The following is a 15,976-nucleotide window of genomic DNA, read 5'->3' on the forward strand; positions in this document are numbered from 1 at the left end:
GTCACGGTCCTACCGTAAACACAGGAGCTACATCAATGCCGTCCGACCATGGCTTTGATTCAGTAACGCCCGAACATGCCATTACCGTCCTGCTGGAACGACGCGCCGGCAAGACGATCTGTCCCAGCGAGGCCGCTCGCGTGGTTGCAGGCCCGGGCGGGGACTGGCGCGCGCAAATGGCGTCCGTCCATCGGGCGGTCGCACATATGTTGAAGCGCGGGGCAATCCGGCTCAGTTGGAAAGGCAGTCCCAAATCCGCGCCTAAAGGACCCTATCGTATTGCGTCCGCGGCTGACGGGTAACATAGGTATCAAACAGCCGCCTGTGCGAAGGACATTTCATTGACCCGCAATATCTTCCGCGTCCTGCTGGCGCTATTTTACGGGTTCGCCGGTTACAGGCACCTGGTGGACCCAGCGCCGTTTCTGTCGATCACGCCCGACTGGGTGCCAGCAAAAGCCTTCGTGGTCGCGTTCACTGGTTGGGCGGAACTTGCGGGCGCGGCAGGACTGTTGCAGCCTTGGTCGAAGCGATTGCGGCGGGCGGCCGGCATAGGGCTGGCGCTCTATGCGCTATGCGTATGGCCGGCCAATGTGAACCATATGATGATGTATCTTGATGGCACCATCGATGGCCCGTCCATGGCCTATCACGGCCCGCGTATGGTGGCTCAGCCGCTGATTATCTGGCTCGCGTTATGGGTGGGCGAAGCGACCGACTGGCCGCTTCGCCGCAAAACCCGCGCTGCCGCCGGCATGGGCGGCAGCGTATAATCGCCTTTAGCTCAGGTGCTTGGACACCGCCGCCGTCATTTTGAACATCGAGATCTGTTCCTTGCCGATTACGGCACCCAGATCGTCATCCGCATTGATCTGCCGGCGATCCTTGGAATCCTGCAGATCGTGCTTCTTGATGTACTCCCAAACCTTGGATGTGACCTGCGCGCGGGTCATCGGACCCTTGCCGATCACGTTTTCCAGTTCCGGGGACAGGGTGACGGGTTTCTGCAATGCGTTGTTCTTACCAGCCATTATGACTTCCTTTCAGGTTGCGGGCAAAATGCCCGCGGTCGTGTAAATTCGTGCGGCCGGGGTCGGCCCGATCAGGCGCCTTCAAGCACCGTCGGCGTCGCCGTCCCAATCATCCAGCAGATCGGGTTGATGTTCGTATGTGCCTGTCAGCACAGTCGCGGAGATCACGTGCCCTTCGATCGCCTTGTGCAATTGCGCGCGGCTTGCGCCCGGCATCAGCACCAGTGGCAGGTCGAGCGCGAACAGCTGGAACACATAGTGATGCGCACCGTCGCCTGCCGCCGGATCGGGCAACAGCCATTCGGAATTCTTCTGCGAATTCTTACCCACGCGCGGCGGCGTTTCGCCTTCCAGCAACTTACGCGAATTGGGGGCTAGTCCCCAGACGAGCCAATGGCACGGCAGATCGGAGGATGCGGTGGGAACGGCAGCAGATCCCGCATCCTCCACCACGATAACCAGTTCCTGCGTGCCGGGTGGTGGCGCAGTCCATTCCAGCGGCGGAGCGACCGCGTCCTCCTCCTGCGCGGTGAAGCACGGGTCCAGTTCCTCCCCATCGCGAAAGGCAGGACTGCTCAGCGCTAGATTGCCGCGCCCGAAACTCTTCTGGTCCGCCAGCTTTGCAATGGTCAGCGAAGCATGGCCCGAATGGGGGGAATGCAAGGCAGACTGCAACCAGTCAGGCACGGTTTCGGGCATTGTCGTCTAATCTCCGCAGGTGGATACGGCCATGGACTTAGCCGCGTGCGACGCCGCAGAACAGAGCCGACACATCATTTTGCCCGGTTTTACGCATAGCGCAGCGTTTTTCATGCGCGGAAATCCTGATATTGGTCCGAGAAGAACCGGCGTTCTCGGCCCAGCGATAGCGCCGACGCACCCTGCCCCCTTCACATCCGCCGCGCGCTGACATAGACTGATGTTCGACATGAGTTTGCGCTTGATAATTCGCATTCTACGTCAAGGGGTTGGGTGCATCCGTACCCGATGGGAAGGGTCGCACATGAAAATCGTTCGCACAGCAATAAGTCTTACTCTGGCAACGGCGCTTGTCGCCTGCGGTGGAAATGGCAGTATTTCCGATGGCGGAGGGGGTAGCGATGCGCCGCCTACATCCGGCACGCCCACCCCGGCGCCCGCTCCGGCGCCGACACCCACGGCGGGCTGTTCGCTGTCCGAACGCCAGGATTTTGCATTCCAGGAAATCAATCAGTTCTACCTCTTCCCGGATTTGCTGGACACTAATGCCAACCCGGCTGCCTTTGGCACCGTGCAAGGCTATATCGACGCGCTGGTGGCCCCGGCGCGCGCGCAATCGAAAGATCGGTTCTTCACCTACATCACTTCGATCGAGGAAGAAGAAGCGTTCTTCAACAGCGGGTCGAGCGCCGGTTTCGGCGTCCGCCTGGGTTATGACACAGCGGCCAATCGTGTTTTCGTGCTGGAAGCCTACGAGGGCGCGCCTGCGTTGGCTGCAGGGATCGATCGCGGTACCGAGCTGCTGGCAATCAACGGCCAATCAGTTGCGGACCTGATGGCTTCGGGTGGCCCGCAGGCTGTTGTCAACGCGCTCGGCGCATCGGATGCAGGCGTCACCCGCACTCTGCAATATCGCAATGCGGCCGGCACGGTCACTACCATGAACGTGACCAAGACGGAATTCGAGCTGGATCCCGTTTCCAACCGCTATGGCGCAAAGATCATCAATGATGGCGGCAAGAAGGTGGGTTATCTCAACCTGCGGACCTTCATCGGTCCGGCAGAGGATGATCTGCTGGCGGCATTCAACGATTTCCGGGCGCAGGGCGTGACCGAAATGATCGTGGATTTTCGCTATAATGGCGGCGGCTTCATCTTCATTGCCGATCTGATGGGCGACCTCATGGGCCGGGACAAGGTGGGGCAGGTGTTCAGCAACACGGTGTTCCGCCCCAGCCTCGCCAGCAACAATTCGACCGAACGGTTCGAAAGCCTGCCGCAGGCGATTGCCGCCACCAAGATTGCCTTCATCGGGCGCGGCGGCACGGCTTCGGCTTCTGAACTGGTGACCAATTCCTTCATCCCGTATCTGGGCAACAACATGGCGCTGGTGGGTACCAACACCTTCGGCAAACCGGTCGGGCAGATCGCGCGCGACAAGGAAAGCTGTGACGACCGGTTGCGGATCGTGGCATTGAAGACCACCAACGCGAACAACCAGGGCGAATATTTCACCGGACTGGCTTCGGTCGTTCCGCGCACCTGCCAGGCCGATGATGATATCTTCACTCAGCTGGGTGAGCCGGGTGAGGCATCGATTGCCCGCTCGCTCGATTTCCTGGCTGGCCGCGCCTGCACCCCCATCGCCTCTACACGCGGCGGCACGACTACAGCGCGTACCGTGCAGGACAGGCGCGAGTTGTTGCAGCCCAGACAGCCGACTGCCGCCCAGCGGGAAGTGCCTGGTCTGTTCTAGGCAGACGCGAACCTGACCACCGAAAATGAAATCGCCCCGCTCGCCGACTGGCGGGTGGGGCGATTTGCGTTAGACCAGCGATAGACGCGGGACTGCTCGCACAGTAAGCGCCTCGGCCATGGACGCCACCAAAGCAAAACTCGTCATCCGCCCCGCCGAACCTGCCGATGCCCTGCGCATCGCGCGCCTGACCGGGCGCGTCTACGGCAAGGGCGAAGGATATTCCGCCGCGCAAATTCGCGGCCAGATCAACAACTTCCCCGAAGGCCAGTTCGTCGCCGAATTCGAAGGCAAGCTGGCAGGCTATTGCGCCACGCAGATTGTGCCACGCGACATCGCATTCGCCGATCACGGATGGGACGAGATTACCGGACAGGGCTTTGCCACCCGCCACGATAGCGCCGGCGACGTGTTGTACGGTATCGAAGTATGCGTGAACCCCGATTTCCGGCGGCTCCGCATCGGCCAGCGCTTTTATCGCAAGCGGCAGGAATTGTGCCAGTATCTGGAACTTGACGGCATAGTTTTCGGCGGCCGGATGCCGGGATATCAGCGCCGGCGCCGCAAGTTTCCCGACCCGCAGAATTATCTGGCTGCGGTGCTGGAAAAGAAGATCCCGGACCAGGTCATCAATTTCCAGATAAATCTGGGGTTCCAGCCCCAACGCGTGCTTCGCCAGTACCTGGCTGAGGACAAGGAAAGTGGGGGCAACGCGGTGCTGATGTATTGGCCCAACCCGCTTGCGCCGGAAACTCGCACGGAAGGCCCCAGCGGCATCGGCAAGAACCTGCCGGAAAGCGTGCGCGTCGCTACCGTGCAATTCATGATGCGGCGTATCGGTGCGATCGACGAATTCGAACAGCAGGTGGAATACTGGACCGACGTGGCATCGGATTACGAAGCGGATTTCGTAGTCTTCCCCGAATTGTTCACCCTGGAACTGCTGAGCATCCCCGACACGCCGATACCGCCAGCCGAAGCGATCGAGGAAGTCGCCAATTATACAGAGCGCTTCAAGGCGTTCATGGAAAAGCTGGCGGTCAGCTACAACATCAACATCATCGGCGGATCCCATCCCACGCGAATGGCCAACGGCGAAATTCGCAACATCGCCTACGTTTTCCTTCGCTCGGGCGCAGTCTATGCGCAGGAAAAACTGCATCCCACCCCGTCCGAACGGCGCTGGTGGAATATTAAGGGTGGCTATGGCGCGGACGCCATACCCACCGATTGCGGCCCGATCGGGGTGATGATCTGCTACGACAGCGAGTTTCCCGAACTTGCCCGCCACCTGGTGAACCAGGGCGCGCTATTGTTGTTCGTGCCGTTCTGCACCGATGAACGCCGCGGGTATCTGCGGGTGCGCTATTGCAGCCAGGCCCGCGCGGTCGAGAATCAGTGCTATGTTGTAACTTCCGGCGTGGTCGGCAACATTCCCAATGTCGAGAATATGGACGTGCACTATGCCGAAAGCGCGATCCTGACCCCGTCCGATTTTCCTTTTGCGCGTGATGGCGTGGCGGCTGATACCGCTCCCAATACGGAAACCATCGCGATTGCCGATCTGTCGATGTCGAACCTTTTGACCGCGCGTCAGCATGGGGCGGTGCAGAACCTGAAGGACCGGCGCTTCGACCTTTACCGTGTCGCGTGGAACAAGGATGCCAGCGGCGGCGAAGACGATACCGGCTATACCCGCCCATCCGATGCAGGTGGTTCCGGTACACATGGCTGAAGCCGGGGCGCAGCGCACGGTTGACGGATTTTGCGCGTGAGCGCACTCTGAACAGATGGCAAAGACATACACCACCTTCGCTGAATTCTGGCCGTTCTACCTGCGCGAACATTCCAAACCGCGCACCCGCACGCTGCATTATATCGGCACCACACTGGTGGTAGCCATTGCTGTCTTTGCGATTGTAACCGGCCGGTTCTGGTGGCTTGCCGCGATGCCGGTTGCCGGATATTTCTTTGCATGGATCGCGCATTTCCGGGTCGAGATGAACCGTCCCGCTACCTTTACCTATCCACTATGGAGCCTGGCTGCCGACTTCAAGATGTGGTGGTGCTGGCTCACGGGGCGGATCGACCGCGAACTGGACATGGCAGGCGTAGATACCGCCGACCGCAACACGCCGGCATAATCATCACCAGCCGGAGCTGCCTGCTTCGCCCTTGATGGGCCCCTTGATACGGTCTGTAACCCAGCCACCATAAAATCCGCCGCCTTGGGGACGAACGCGCTCTTTGCCTACGAAGCAATCGAGCTTGGCCGGATAAAACGCATACCAGCCTGCAATCTGTGCGTAGCCTTCCGGCAAATCGTCGAATGGGTCGGGATAACACCATGCAGCGTCCTGAATTGTATGCCCGTCGGGTAGGATCGCGTCGAATGCAGTTGCTGCCCCCTTCCATTCGCAAACCGACACGCCCCCATTTGCGCGCAGCAATTCGGTTTTGACATCCGAGGGCGGGAAATACGCCGTTGGCGCGCTGGCGGTTTCTTTAAGCCACAATACGCCGGTACTTTGCGCGACCGCTACATCCCCTGCCAGGACGCGCAATTCGTCATCTGCCAGGGTGACTATTGGCGGGCGAGGATAGTTCCACACGGATTCCTCCCCTGGCCCGGCCGGTTCTACGTTAGCCGGGCGAAACGATGCATCCCAGCTACTACGATGCGACCGGACTTGCTTTAGAAGAGCGAACTTGTCGAGGAGGTCTGGCATGGCGATCGAAATCCTTGTCCCAAAATAGCAAAAGGCGCGCCATCCTTTACGGAGAGCGCGCCCTTGCGTCGTAAATGCTGTTGCTCGTGTTAGCTCGGCATCAACACGGTGTCGATCACGTGAATTACGCCATTGGATGCATCAACATCGGTAGCGGTTACCGTGGCTGTTCCGCCCATCGCGTCAGTCAGAACTACATTGCCGTCGACCAGCTTCGCATTCAGCGTACCACCGTTCACCGTGGTGATGTCGTACCCTGCATCACCGGCGTCGGTGATCGCGGTGGTGAGTGCTTCGGCCATCGTTTCACCGCTGACTACGTGGTAGGTAAGGATGCCCGAAAGCTGCTCCTTGTTTTCATCCATTGTCAGCGTGTCCAGCGTGCCTGCAGGCAGCTTGTCGAACGCTGCGTTGGTTGGCGCGAAGATCGTATACGGACCTTCGCCGCTCAACGTTTCGCCAAGACCTGCTGCCGTAACAGCAGAGACTAGCGTGCTGAAGTTCTCATCGCCCTGGGCGACTTCCACCAGCGTACCAGCATCCGTGACTGTCTCATTGGCCATGGTATCTGCGGTGTCATCCACCACGACTTCGTCATTCGTTTCAGCGCATGCCGAAATTGCGAGGGCGGATGCTGCGAGGAGCGGGAGTGTAAAACGTTTCATGATAATTCCTGTTCGGTCGGTATGTTTTGCGAGCGCCGTTCGGGCCGCGCTCTTACCCAACTCAATGGATTGCGGCCGCAATTGGTTCCGAAATATGGCAGAAATAAGCCTCAATCATCTACGATCATTGCGCTATTTCAGGCCAGCAACACCGTCGCTGCGCCAAGCGTAAGAGATAACGGAATGCGTAAGGCCATCCACCAGTCCGGCGTATATTTACCGAGTGCTCTGTCGACCCACAGCGACCCTGCTATCGCGCCGCCCAGAACGATCATAGACGGTCCAGGCCACGGTCCACCGAAGATCCATGGCAAATATGCGGCCAACGCGATCAGGCTCGGTGCTATAGCCGCGAACCATATCCAGCTTGGCACGGACAAGGTCCGCGTTTGCCCTCTTTCAAATTTCGACTGCGACCCTGGAGTATGAAGCGACGTAGCTGCAGCCAGACCCCACCACATTCCGCCTAAAAAGCTAAAGATGATTGCCGCGTAACCGAAGCCGATGGCCTTGGCGGTCCATAACCACTCCTCCGGCCCCAGCCATACCGCAACGACGCATGCGAGCTGAGGCAGCAGTCCTGCAAAGCCAAGCATACGCGGGACCATCGGAATGTCGGCAATACCCACCGCGCGGGTCCCGCCTTGGTTCGGCGTCATGGCGATTGCGAACCCTCGAAAGGTTTGGCGTCTGTCCAGGCGCAACCATTGCGTATCTGGTCGCCAATTTTCAGTGTGACGACAAAGGGATACGTCCGGTCGCTCATACCGTCGCTGCATTCGGCCGGGGTGATAACCAGGTCGAACGCTTGCCCGGACAGGGTTCCACTCAGTCCCAGCCCGTTATTCCCGGCAAAGCGTCGGACCGCGATTGTCTCGCCATCTGGTCGCTCCGGCGTAGCATACGTAAGACTGGCGCCCTGTGCTGATCCGCCCCAGAACGGCTCCGTTCCGGTAAACTGGATGACATCCTGCTCACCGACATCCGCGTATGGCGTGCGATCGGTAGTAACCTCGCTTTCGCCATTCTCGGACGACATCTGGCAGGCAGACAAGGCTGCGCACAGGCCAATGGATAAGCAGGTAATTATCCGACGCGGAAAATATGATTGCGCCAACCCGCCGGAAGCAGGAGAGCGCCTCGGCAACATGATACGCCTCAGGCCTTTTCGGCTTGCAGCGCCTGTTCCGCCTCACGGCGGGCGGCGCGTACGGCTTCTGCCTTTTCCCGTTCACGGCTGACGTTGCGGGCCTGTTCGGCCAGACCGCGCCAGACGGCTTCCGCGCGCAATGCGCGTTCCTTGACCATGACAAGCTGTGCGCCCTCAGCCTCTTTTTGTGCTTCTTTGGCCCGGGCGTCATAGAATTCGAATGTCTGGCTCACGCAATACTCCTCGATCGGGTCAAATGGGCGGAACGACCAGCGTTCCGGTAATCAAGTGACAACCGGACACCGCAAAAAGCGATGCCCGGTTGCCGGTACTCCAAATCTTCGCTGCCGTTAGTCGGCGTTGCTCAGATTGACAGCCGAAGCCTTGCCATTGCGGCCGGTTTCGACTTCGTAGTTGAGGCGCTGTTCCTTATCCAGCGACTGCATGCCAGCGGCCTGAACGGCCGTGATGTGCACGAAGCTGTCGGCGCTGCCGTCGTCGGGCTGGATAAAACCATAGCCCTTGTCTGCATTGAAGAATTTTACTGTGCCAGTAGGCATATGCGTTTCCTTTCGAGAAACCTGTATTACCGCAGCAAAATGGTGCCACGGGTATCGTTGTCCCGGCCGGCAGGATTGCAGGCCGAGGGACCAAGGTCGTCAATCGAAGGGAAGTCGTCGTCAGTATCGCGCGCAGGCCCGAGGGCCGTTGGCGGTAGTCAATCGTCGAAGTCCGTCGCAAATTTCGACGTTAGTGGGGTCTATCTAGCACATGCGCACGGATTCGCCTAATCCTGCGGCATTCCGCCAGTTTCAGTGCCTTGCTGGAAAATGTTGGTATTGAGATTGCACCCAGGGCCGATTCAGATGAGACACCATGTCAGACAGTACCATTGAACCAACTGCCCTCCGTGTTCTTGTGGATGCCGATGCCTGTCCGGTGAAGGATGAGATTTACCGCGTTGCCCTCCGCCACCGTGTGGAGGTTGTGGTCGTCAGCAATGCGCCGTTCGGTATTCCGCGTGACGCTCTCATTCGGCGCGTCGTGGTTGATGATGGTTTCGACGCAGCGGATGACTGGATTGCCGAGCAAACGACTAACCGAAGTGTGGTCGTGACCGCTGATATTCTGCTCGCCGAACGTTGTGTGAAAGTGGGTGCCACCGTGCTCGCCCCAACCGGCAAACCATTTACTGCGGCCAGTATTGGCGGGGCGGTGGCTACACGGGCGCTGATGGCCGACCTACGCGCCGGAGTCGACGGTTTGACCGGGGGGCCGCCACCCTTTTCTAAGCGTGACCGTTCCGCGTTTCTGCAAGCACTGGATGCGGCGCTGGTGCGGCTCGGGCGGTAATCCCGGCTGCACCAGCGCGCGGCATCCGATAAGCGTTAGTCGTTCAGCACAAAGGTGATTTTCAGCGTGCAGCGCCATTCGGTAATGTTACCATTGTCGACCGTGGCCTTAGTGTCCTTCACCCATACGCCGGTGATTCCGTTGATGGTTTTCGACGCGCGCGCCACGCCTTCACGAACGGCGTCTTCCACGCTCTTGGGGCTGGAAGAGATAATTTCTGTGACTTTTGCAACGGACATATGTGCAATCTCCTGATGGGTCGGCAGCGCGAATTGCGCCGCCTTCCCTTTCCCAACGGTCGGGCCGTGCATTCGGCACCAGCTCGCTTGGCCATTATGTCCGGCTCCACCGCAGGAACCACTCCATCCATGGTGCGCTGTTTCCTCAGAAGCTTGATACGAAGGACCCACTCATGGCCAGCGACAAAACTCCTCAGCAGCACCTTGAACACATCGCGCAGGCGATGAAGGACATCGACTTCGTGATGCTCAACACCCTCACCAAGGACGGGCAGATCGGCGCCCGCCCCATGAGCAACAATCGCCAGGTCGATTACGATGGGGACAGCTATTACTTCACTTGGGAAGACTGCCTAATGGTGGACGACATCAAACGCGATCCCAAGATTGGCCTGTCATTCCAGGGCGCGCCGTCCCCCAAAGGAGCGCCGGGCACTTTCATTTCGGTCGAGGGAAAGGCAGAAATTGTTCGCGACAAGGCCGAATTTAAAAAGCATTGGGTGGACGAACTCGACCGCTGGTTCGAGGACGGGATCGATACCGATGGTATGGTCATGCTGCACGTCCACGCCACCCGCGCGGCCTATTGGGACGATGACGAGGAAGCGGATTTCGACATCCCGCAAAAATAGATGCTGAACGTTCTGCCCGGCATATCTGTCGGGCAGAACGTTCAGTTTTATTTAATCCAAAAACGGCTCAGTTGCTGACCGAGTTTTCGATCGCGACCGCTGGCAGCAGGGTCGAAGAAATAATCCCAGCAAACCGTTGGATTTCAGAAAGAGACGAATTGGCGACGAACATCACGTCGCCATCTTCCATCTGGAAATTCTGCATGGCGAAAAAAACGGACGGGTCCCGCAAATTAACTTGATAGATTACCGGCAAACCCTGGGGGTAAGGCGTGCTAGGTAGGGTTTGCATGTTGGTAGTGGACACATCCATAATAGCAGGTGTTGTCTGTTCCCACCGGAAGATAAATACTCCCTTCGGATCCGCCCGCCCATCCTGCAAACCGCCAACACGACCCATCGCCTGCGCTAGGGTTATCCCTGTGCCTTCGAAGTTGATTTCTTCTTCGTTCCGTCCCGACGCACCAAGCGTTGTGAAGCTGTAAAGGCGGCGTTATGTCGAGCATTGGTTCGCTGGCCGGCAAGCGCATTGCCGGACTATGGCGGACGCGCGATCTTGTCGTACGATGGGTGGGACGACTATGGGCCGACGCCGGCCAAAAGCGCCCTGGCGACCGACAGCGTATCAGCGCGCCACAATCATCGCTGATGGACAGCTCGAAAGATCGATAGCAGTCACATCGGGCGCCCACCCACACTGCCCCGCCTCGACCCTCAGATGGCCGATTTGCGCCAGCCCGTCCAAGGGCACGACCAATGCGCCATTGCGGTAATCATCCGGCGCCTGTTCTACACTGCGGGTCATGCGGAAATGCGGCCCGTCCACTAAAGTTACGTCGCCGGTTGCGGGGACCTTGCGTGTGTTCGCCGCATCGTATGGACCCCTATTGGCAACGGAAATGCCATCGGCCAGATGCAGTTCGCGCGGCCGACCATAATCGTAAAGGCGGTATGTAGTTTCGCTGTTCTGTTGCACTTCCAGAAGGGTCAAACCCGGACCGATGGCATGGATGGTGCCAGCGGGCAGGTAGAAGAAATCGCCGGCGCATACCGGACGCCAGTCGAGCAGGTTCTCGATCGACCCGTCGAGCGCGGCGGCACGCAGTTCTTCCTTGCTGCATTCGCTGGTTAAGCCTATGCCGAGCGCCGCATCTGGTTCGGCGGTCAGCACATACCAGCATTCCTCCTTCCCGCTTTCCCCTTCGCCGGCATGCGCGTCCGAAGGGTGCACCTGCACCGACAATTTGTCGCTCGTGAACAGGTATTTGACCAGCAGATCGGAATTATCAGCGGTCGGTTCGAACCAAATCTCACCGATTTTCGAGTCGGACTTGCTCGTACTTTTATCCGCAAATGGCGGGGGAAGAGCGGCGACGCCCCATACTTTTTCCACCATGCGGGTCTGCAAAAGATACGGCGCCGTCATTGATTGATTGCCCCCTCCAGCCTGCCGACAAATTGCGCGCCAGCGGCGCTTGTGACGAGCACTTCGTCACCATCTACGACGATCACAACATTCTGCAAACCGACCACCGACACACGCGGGCCATCGGTTTCCACCGCGACGTTTTGGCATTCCACTAGTTCGACTTTTCCAAGCGTACTGTTGCTCGACTCATCCTTGCCGCGTGCATTGTGCAAAGCGGACCAATTGCCAATGTCCGACCAACCCATATCGACCGGCACCATCGCTGCGGTCTTCGCATTTTCCATAACGGCGTAATCTAGTGATTCCCCTTCGATTTGCCTGAAATGCTCGGCAGCGGGGTAAAAGCATGACCGGTCCTGTTCACCTTGTGCAACGGCTTCCTTTACTAAACGGGCCATTTCGGGGAGATGCGTTTCCAACTCGTGTAGGAGCGCGCCTGCCTGAAAGGCGAAAATTCCCCAATTCCAGCTATAACTGCCATCTTCCAGAAACTGCTGGGCCGTCGCCAGATCGGGTTTTTCGACAAACTGAGTCACCCGATATCCTGTAGCCCCGCCTGGACCGACATTCTCGATGGGATCGCCCCGTCGGATATAACCGAAACCGGTATTGGGCGTTTCGGCGTTGATGCCGAAAGCGACCATGTGACCCCGCGCCGCCAGTGCGGCGGCGGTTTGCGCCGCCTTGGTGAATGCCGCGGCATCTGCGACATGATGATCGCTTGGACAGAAGAGCATGATCGCATCGTCTGGCAGCATTGCCGCTGCCAGAGCGATTGCGCGTGCCGTGTTGCGCCCGTCCGGCTCGACAATGATACGGAGATCCGCGACATGCCCCGCCTGGTCCTCGACATGCGGTCGATGGTCGGCACCGGTCACTATAACCGGCGCACCGTAGATATCGCGGTTGTCGCAGCGGTCCAGAGCCTGTTCAAACAACGTGCAATCCCCGACCAAGGGCAGGAACGGCTTTGGCCTTGCCGCCAGCGAGCGCGGCCAAAGGCGCTTACCATTTCCGCCACATAGGATGACCGGGTGGATGAAAGAGGTCATTGGAAAATATACATCCTGCTGGTTCGATAACGCTATGCAAGACAGCCACTTATTGTTCTTTCGCTCTGGCCTTCTAATACGCGGCACCGTTAACGGCCTGTCATGCAACGGAAAAGCCTGATGTGTCGACTCGATTGCGCGACCGAAAGGGAGGCTTGGCGATGCTTTTTTGCGATTGCCGCGCTTGTGGTCATGGGCGGGAGTTCCCTGAGCCTTTTGCAGCCTCGTGGACCTCAATCGCGGCATTGCGTTGGCGGCAGGACTTGCTGCCTGGTGGAAGGCCGCCAAAATACGAACCTTCCTGTGGCAGGGAAGCGCGCGTAGGACCGCGCTTGTCGCCCGCCCCGCAATTGCGCACGAGATTGCCAGTAAATTCGGCGGCGTGAATGGGCGGTCGAGCCTTTTGAAAGATCCCGGCCGGTACCGTAGCGAGGCCGCGAACCAATCGGCCGCTTGTTCGTTGATGCGCCACACTCGCCTTTTCCAGGAGACTCCCCCCATGGCAGACCGTTCGCTTTCCGACATCGTATCCAAGCTCAAATCCATCGACATCGCCATGCTGGTGACGAAGACGGGCGAGGAAGGCGCGATCGCGGCTCGCCCGATGTCGAACAACAAAGATGTCAGCGAGCAGGACGGCACAAGCTATCACTTCACGACCGATGATGGCCGGATCGATGACGACCTGAAACGCTCCGATCAATGCGGCGCGACCTATTCCGACGGCGAATTCTACTGCGCGGTCCAAGGCACCGGCAAAATCCACCGCAACCGCACCGTGCAAGAAAAGCACTGGGTGAAAGACCTCGAAAAATGGTTCGAGAACGGCCTCGACACCGACGGTCTGATCCTGATCGAAGTCAGCCCCAAACGCATCGCCTTTTGGGACGGCCGCGAGCAGGGCGAGTTCACCCCCTGAGCGCTCCCTCCCCCACACCCGCGCCTTCGACTGGCCAAGCGACGGACCCCCTTACCATCCCAATCTAGGCCGATGGCTGCCCGGTAAAAGCGCGTGGCCGTCCGGCATAGAGCGGAGGTGCGCGTGTAATAGGTGACGAAAGTGACACCGTGTCACTTTTCGTTCTGCGCCTCAACCTCCTGTAAAGCGGCCATAAGTTCCTCGTCGGAGAGGGCGGACGGACAGGGGAACGCACCCTTTTCTGCGCCCAGATTGGTCGTCCGCGCGGTTGTCGCCGCGCGCAGGGCTTCCAACTCGCCGGGATCATCCAGGCCGGGCGCGCCCGTTTCCACCGCCTCGCCGCTTTCCAGCTGGCCGAGCAGCCCTTCGAAATCGCGAGCATGGCGCTCCGCCGTGGGGCCAAGTCGCCCCATCGCAGGGTTCCCGCCCAGCGTGGTCTTGCCCAGCAGAGCCACCGTCAACCGCTCGTCATACTTGCGATAGCTACCGACCTGCTCGCCCTGAAAATACACCGGCACCTCCACCCCATTCAGCGCGCGGTCCAGCGCGGCATGGGCCAGCACATCATAGGAATGATGAAACGCCACCTCCCAAGCAAGATCGAACGCCTGCCCCTTCAGCCGCGAGCGCAGCCGATAAGCCGATTGCCGCGACATAGAGACCGACTTCGCCGCCTCGGTAACGGAGTGCGTGGCGGATAGCTGGCGAAGAAACGCCGCCTGCTTGGCGAGAGTCCAGCCGTCGTGGCGTTTTGCGGGCTTTGAGGGCGCGGCGGGCCAGAGGGATGTGTCATGCTTGCTCATCCGGCAGGATAAGGCAGATTTTGGCGGTGTAGGAAAGTTTTTGGAGTGGGAATGACGCAAGATGAAATATGAGCTTAGTCCGTACTTGAGCGCGAGGCGTTACTCTGCACTTAGATTAATGGATGGGCAGGAACCTTGCTCCATTCGCTTCGAATAAACGATTTCAGGGCTTTCGGTGGATTACGCTTAAAGTGCAGAGTGTTGAAATTGGCGATATGCTCAGCCTCCGCGTCCCTTTGGGAAAGAGCTAAGTCCGCATCCATATGACAATCGCGATATCGTGCGAATTTGCCACAGCCGCACCATTCGTCAGCGTGAAATTCTGTGCGCCGGTATAGCGCAGTTGCGCCCCACTGTCGGCCTGGCCATTTCCCAATCTCTTCAAGATAGCAGTGTCGAAAGAGCCAACTCGAATATAGATTTAAAAGTTGCCTGACACCATCCTGTGGTTGCCATGCCTCTCCGAGCGGACCTTGCGCGCAAATATCGTGATATGGAAAATTGGTGTGACGCGGACCCACAAATTTCGGAAACTTGCCGAGCTTGCGGACACCCCAACCCCAGCTTGCGGGCCTTGCTGACGGATTTTGCGGTAGAAATATTACGAGATGAAACTGTGGGCCATCCACTCCTAGCGGATAGCTAGGTGCGACGACCCACAGCCCGAAATTGGTAACCGTGAAATTCGCGTCATAACGATCAAGAACTTCACGCTCACCGCTTAGATAATGATCCGTAAGGCTTTCGCTCCGGAGCCGTGCTTCGGCAAGGGATCGGGCTTGTCGTGTCCCTTCGCTTTGCCCGGCCCATCGTTGTGACCTTTGCCCTTCGGTGGACCTTTCGCATTCTCGTTCGGCATCTTCAGACCTTTCATCTTCGTCGTTGATTGAAACCACGCCGCCGAAACCGACCGCGAGTTGCTTGTCGATGTCCAGCTCTTCACCCACGTAGATTAGATTCTGTCGAACATGCGGGGGCAGTTTCTTGTCCATCAAAGTGGGCTTAACCCGTTTCGTAGACCCGGTCAAGTACGTGCGTCCATTGGACGCTTTTAGTGCGCCTGTCAGACGCACGAGAATAATTTGCAATTCGACAAATTTGACGAAGAGGCTAGATTCCGCCAAAGTTTGGATATGGCAGCCCAAGCAGAACGCGATGGATAACCTAGAATCGATCTATCGTGCCTTTGGCCGCGCCGTGGCGAACCGTCGCAAGCAACTTCAATTAACTCAGCTTGATTTGGCGAAGCGAGTAGGGCTCTCGCGAGGCTCGATCGCCCATATTGAAAAAGGCACACAAAAGGTTTTCCTACATCACGTTTATGGGATAACGGAGGCTTTAGAACTGAGTTCGGTGCATGAGTTGTTGGCAACGCAACGCGTTCTTGACGCGCCATCGACTCATCTGAAATTTAGAATCAGCGCTGACGGCCGTCTGAGTCGGGACTTAAGAGATCAGGTCAGAACTGCCGTTGGGACGACGATTAAGGGTACTGACGAAGAGTGAGCTATTTACGCCT

The 15,976-nt window shown here is 58.5% G+C and carries 23 protein-coding genes; 9 read left to right on the plus strand and 14 right to left on the minus strand.

Features of this window, described 5'->3' with window-relative positions; genetic code table 11:
• Positions 1–35 precede the first annotated feature (35 nt).
• Together HME9302_RS09365 and HME9302_RS09370 are read left to right on the plus strand one after the other, a co-directional pair.
• Positions 36–302 carry a DUF3253 domain-containing protein gene (locus HME9302_RS09365; protein ID WP_115366793.1) on the plus strand — a complete coding sequence of 89 codons (267 nt, stop codon included), beginning with the start codon at positions 36–38 and terminating at the stop codon, positions 300–302.
• 39 nt (positions 303–341) lie between these two features.
• Positions 342–773 carry a DoxX family protein gene (locus HME9302_RS09370; RefSeq protein WP_115366794.1) on the plus strand — a complete coding sequence of 144 codons (432 nt, stop codon included), beginning with the start codon at positions 342–344 and terminating at the stop codon, positions 771–773.
• Between the two features lie 6 nt (positions 774–779).
• On the opposite strand, the gene HME9302_RS09375 is transcribed toward HME9302_RS09370, so the two are convergent.
• Entirely contained in the window at positions 780–1,031 is a 252-nt protein-coding gene (locus HME9302_RS09375; protein ID WP_115366795.1) for an SWIB/MDM2 domain-containing protein, read from the minus strand.
• An 81-nt stretch (positions 1,032–1,112) separates the two neighbouring features.
• Positions 1,113–1,730: a YbhB/YbcL family Raf kinase inhibitor-like protein gene (locus HME9302_RS09380; RefSeq protein ID WP_115366796.1), complete on the minus strand. Its 618-nt coding sequence runs from the start codon at positions 1,728–1,730 to the stop codon at positions 1,113–1,115.
• Between the two features lie 304 nt (positions 1,731–2,034).
• Between HME9302_RS09380 and HME9302_RS09385 the strand changes: the two genes are divergently transcribed.
• The 3 genes from HME9302_RS09385 to HME9302_RS09395 all read left to right on the plus strand — a co-directional run bounded on the left by HME9302_RS09385 (position 2,035) and on the right by HME9302_RS09395 (position 5,630).
• Positions 2,035–3,486 carry a S41 family peptidase gene (locus HME9302_RS09385; RefSeq protein WP_115366797.1) on the plus strand — a complete coding sequence of 484 codons (1,452 nt, stop codon included), beginning with the start codon at positions 2,035–2,037 and terminating at the stop codon, positions 3,484–3,486.
• A 118-nt stretch (positions 3,487–3,604) separates the two neighbouring features.
• Positions 3,605–5,221, plus strand: coding sequence for a bifunctional GNAT family N-acetyltransferase/carbon-nitrogen hydrolase family protein (locus tag HME9302_RS09390; protein ID WP_115366798.1), 1,617 nt, complete (start codon positions 3,605–3,607; stop codon positions 5,219–5,221).
• Positions 5,222–5,276: 55 nt separating this feature from the next.
• Positions 5,277–5,630 carry an Mpo1-like protein gene (locus tag HME9302_RS09395; RefSeq protein WP_115366799.1) on the plus strand — a complete coding sequence of 118 codons (354 nt, stop codon included), beginning with the start codon at positions 5,277–5,279 and terminating at the stop codon, positions 5,628–5,630.
• Between the two features lie 3 nt (positions 5,631–5,633).
• On the opposite strand, the gene HME9302_RS09400 is transcribed toward HME9302_RS09395, so the two are convergent.
• From HME9302_RS09400 to HME9302_RS09425, 6 genes are all read right to left on the minus strand, one after another.
• Complete coding sequence (locus tag HME9302_RS09400) at positions 5,634–6,098, minus strand: DUF427 domain-containing protein (RefSeq protein ID WP_230079948.1); 465 nt, start codon at positions 6,096–6,098, stop codon at positions 5,634–5,636.
• A 206-nt stretch (positions 6,099–6,304) separates the two neighbouring features.
• A complete protein-coding gene (locus HME9302_RS09405) occupies positions 6,305–6,880 on the minus strand; it encodes a fasciclin domain-containing protein (RefSeq protein WP_115366801.1) in 576 nt (191 codons plus the stop codon).
• Between the two features lie 137 nt (positions 6,881–7,017).
• A complete protein-coding gene (locus HME9302_RS09410) occupies positions 7,018–7,539 on the minus strand; it encodes a DUF3429 domain-containing protein (protein WP_115366802.1) in 522 nt (173 codons plus the stop codon).
• The gene (locus tag HME9302_RS09415; RefSeq protein WP_230079949.1) at positions 7,536–7,919 is read right to left on the minus strand and encodes a COG3650 family protein; all 384 of its coding nucleotides are present in this window, start codon (positions 7,917–7,919) and stop codon (positions 7,536–7,538) included. The genes HME9302_RS09410 and HME9302_RS09415 overlap by 4 nt, the downstream gene beginning before the upstream one ends.
• 119 nt (positions 7,920–8,038) lie before the next feature.
• Positions 8,039–8,263, minus strand: a complete 225-nt coding sequence (locus tag HME9302_RS09420; RefSeq protein ID WP_115366803.1) for a hypothetical protein — start codon at positions 8,261–8,263, stop codon at positions 8,039–8,041.
• Positions 8,264–8,380: 117 nt separating this feature from the next.
• Positions 8,381–8,590, minus strand: coding sequence for a cold-shock protein (locus tag HME9302_RS09425; RefSeq protein WP_115366804.1), 210 nt, complete (start codon positions 8,588–8,590; stop codon positions 8,381–8,383).
• 316 nt (positions 8,591–8,906) lie between these two features.
• On the opposite strand from HME9302_RS09425, the gene HME9302_RS09430 reads away from it, so the two are divergent.
• On the plus strand, positions 8,907–9,383 hold the full coding sequence (locus tag HME9302_RS09430; protein WP_115366805.1) for a YaiI/YqxD family protein: 477 nt from the start codon (positions 8,907–8,909) through the stop codon (positions 9,381–9,383).
• A gap of 35 nt (positions 9,384–9,418) precedes the next feature.
• Here HME9302_RS09430 and HME9302_RS09435 read toward each other — a convergent pair whose 3' ends face one another.
• Positions 9,419–9,622 carry a dodecin family protein gene (locus tag HME9302_RS09435; protein WP_115367638.1) on the minus strand — a complete coding sequence of 68 codons (204 nt, stop codon included), beginning with the start codon at positions 9,620–9,622 and terminating at the stop codon, positions 9,419–9,421.
• 173 nt (positions 9,623–9,795) lie between these two features.
• Here HME9302_RS09435 and HME9302_RS09440 point away from each other — a divergent pair, with 173 nt between their 5' ends.
• Positions 9,796–10,254 carry a pyridoxamine 5'-phosphate oxidase family protein gene (locus HME9302_RS09440; protein ID WP_115366806.1) on the plus strand — a complete coding sequence of 153 codons (459 nt, stop codon included), beginning with the start codon at positions 9,796–9,798 and terminating at the stop codon, positions 10,252–10,254.
• A gap of 67 nt (positions 10,255–10,321) precedes the next feature.
• Here HME9302_RS09440 and HME9302_RS09445 read toward each other — a convergent pair whose 3' ends face one another.
• The 3 genes from HME9302_RS09445 to HME9302_RS09455 all read right to left on the minus strand — a co-directional run bounded on the left by HME9302_RS09445 (position 10,322) and on the right by HME9302_RS09455 (position 12,735).
• Positions 10,322–10,654, minus strand: a complete 333-nt coding sequence (locus HME9302_RS09445; RefSeq protein ID WP_115366807.1) for a hypothetical protein — start codon at positions 10,652–10,654, stop codon at positions 10,322–10,324.
• Positions 10,655–10,879: 225 nt separating this feature from the next.
• Positions 10,880–11,680 carry a class I mannose-6-phosphate isomerase gene (locus HME9302_RS09450; protein WP_230079950.1) on the minus strand — a complete coding sequence of 267 codons (801 nt, stop codon included), beginning with the start codon at positions 11,678–11,680 and terminating at the stop codon, positions 10,880–10,882.
• Complete coding sequence (locus HME9302_RS09455) at positions 11,677–12,735, minus strand: mannose-1-phosphate guanylyltransferase (protein ID WP_115366808.1); 1,059 nt, start codon at positions 12,733–12,735, stop codon at positions 11,677–11,679. Before HME9302_RS09455 ends, HME9302_RS09450 begins: the two co-directional genes overlap by 4 nt.
• 499 nt (positions 12,736–13,234) lie before the next feature.
• Here HME9302_RS09455 and HME9302_RS09460 point away from each other — a divergent pair, with 499 nt between their 5' ends.
• Positions 13,235–13,654, plus strand: coding sequence for a pyridoxamine 5'-phosphate oxidase family protein (locus HME9302_RS09460; RefSeq protein WP_115367640.1), 420 nt, complete (start codon positions 13,235–13,237; stop codon positions 13,652–13,654).
• Positions 13,655–13,806: 152 nt separating this feature from the next.
• On the opposite strand, the gene HME9302_RS09465 is transcribed toward HME9302_RS09460, so the two are convergent.
• The gene (locus tag HME9302_RS09465; protein WP_115366809.1) at positions 13,807–14,457 is read right to left on the minus strand and encodes a hypothetical protein; all 651 of its coding nucleotides are present in this window, start codon (positions 14,455–14,457) and stop codon (positions 13,807–13,809) included.
• A 110-nt stretch (positions 14,458–14,567) separates the two neighbouring features.
• Positions 14,568–15,449 (minus strand): hypothetical protein, encoded by an 882-nt coding sequence (locus HME9302_RS13145; protein ID WP_147270799.1) that lies wholly within the window; start codon positions 15,447–15,449, stop codon positions 14,568–14,570.
• A gap of 163 nt (positions 15,450–15,612) precedes the next feature.
• Here HME9302_RS13145 and HME9302_RS09470 point away from each other — a divergent pair, with 163 nt between their 5' ends.
• Positions 15,613–15,963 (plus strand): helix-turn-helix domain-containing protein, encoded by a 351-nt coding sequence (locus HME9302_RS09470; RefSeq protein ID WP_115367641.1) that lies wholly within the window; start codon positions 15,613–15,615, stop codon positions 15,961–15,963.
• Positions 15,964–15,976: the final 13 nt, after the last annotated feature.

Origin of the sequence: Alteripontixanthobacter maritimus, from assembly GCF_003340475.1 — a bacterium.
GTDB lineage: Bacteria > Pseudomonadota > Alphaproteobacteria > Sphingomonadales > Sphingomonadaceae > Alteripontixanthobacter > Alteripontixanthobacter maritimus.

What these genes read in the sequence shown, in the direction of transcription:
- HME9302_RS09455 (WP_115366808.1), bottom strand. Translation starts at nt 12,735, where the DNA reads ATGACCTCTTTCATCCACCCGGTCATCCTATGTGGCGGAAATGGTAAG.
- HME9302_RS09410 (WP_115366802.1), bottom strand. Translation starts at nt 7,539, where the DNA reads ATGACGCCGAACCAAGGCGGGACCCGCGCGGTGGGTATTGCCGACATT.
- HME9302_RS09450 (WP_230079950.1), bottom strand. Translation starts at nt 11,680, where the DNA reads ATGACGGCGCCGTATCTTTTGCAGACCCGCATGGTGGAAAAAGTATGG.
- HME9302_RS09470 (WP_115367641.1), top strand. Translation starts at nt 15,613, where the DNA reads ATGGATAACCTAGAATCGATCTATCGTGCCTTTGGCCGCGCCGTGGCG.
- HME9302_RS09445 (WP_115366807.1), bottom strand. Translation starts at nt 10,654, where the DNA reads ATGGGTCGTGTTGGCGGTTTGCAGGATGGGCGGGCGGATCCGAAGGGA.
- HME9302_RS09380 (WP_115366796.1), bottom strand. Translation starts at nt 1,730, where the DNA reads ATGCCCGAAACCGTGCCTGACTGGTTGCAGTCTGCCTTGCATTCCCCC.
- HME9302_RS09395 (WP_115366799.1), top strand. Translation starts at nt 5,277, where the DNA reads ATGGCAAAGACATACACCACCTTCGCTGAATTCTGGCCGTTCTACCTG.
- HME9302_RS09385 (WP_115366797.1), top strand. Translation starts at nt 2,035, where the DNA reads ATGAAAATCGTTCGCACAGCAATAAGTCTTACTCTGGCAACGGCGCTT.
- HME9302_RS13145 (WP_147270799.1), bottom strand. Translation starts at nt 15,449, where the DNA reads ATGGACAAGAAACTGCCCCCGCATGTTCGACAGAATCTAATCTACGTG.
- HME9302_RS09365 (WP_115366793.1), top strand. Translation starts at nt 36, where the DNA reads ATGCCGTCCGACCATGGCTTTGATTCAGTAACGCCCGAACATGCCATT.
- HME9302_RS09390 (WP_115366798.1), top strand. Translation starts at nt 3,605, where the DNA reads ATGGACGCCACCAAAGCAAAACTCGTCATCCGCCCCGCCGAACCTGCC.
- HME9302_RS09425 (WP_115366804.1), bottom strand. Translation starts at nt 8,590, where the DNA reads ATGCCTACTGGCACAGTAAAATTCTTCAATGCAGACAAGGGCTATGGT.
- HME9302_RS09405 (WP_115366801.1), bottom strand. Translation starts at nt 6,880, where the DNA reads ATGAAACGTTTTACACTCCCGCTCCTCGCAGCATCCGCCCTCGCAATT.
- HME9302_RS09435 (WP_115367638.1), bottom strand. Translation starts at nt 9,622, where the DNA reads ATGTCCGTTGCAAAAGTCACAGAAATTATCTCTTCCAGCCCCAAGAGC.
- HME9302_RS09415 (WP_230079949.1), bottom strand. Translation starts at nt 7,919, where the DNA reads ATGTCGTCCGAGAATGGCGAAAGCGAGGTTACTACCGATCGCACGCCA.
- HME9302_RS09440 (WP_115366806.1), top strand. Translation starts at nt 9,796, where the DNA reads ATGGCCAGCGACAAAACTCCTCAGCAGCACCTTGAACACATCGCGCAG.
- HME9302_RS09430 (WP_115366805.1), top strand. Translation starts at nt 8,907, where the DNA reads ATGTCAGACAGTACCATTGAACCAACTGCCCTCCGTGTTCTTGTGGAT.
- HME9302_RS09465 (WP_115366809.1), bottom strand. Translation starts at nt 14,457, where the DNA reads ATGAGCAAGCATGACACATCCCTCTGGCCCGCCGCGCCCTCAAAGCCC.
- HME9302_RS09460 (WP_115367640.1), top strand. Translation starts at nt 13,235, where the DNA reads ATGGCAGACCGTTCGCTTTCCGACATCGTATCCAAGCTCAAATCCATC.
- HME9302_RS09375 (WP_115366795.1), bottom strand. Translation starts at nt 1,031, where the DNA reads ATGGCTGGTAAGAACAACGCATTGCAGAAACCCGTCACCCTGTCCCCG.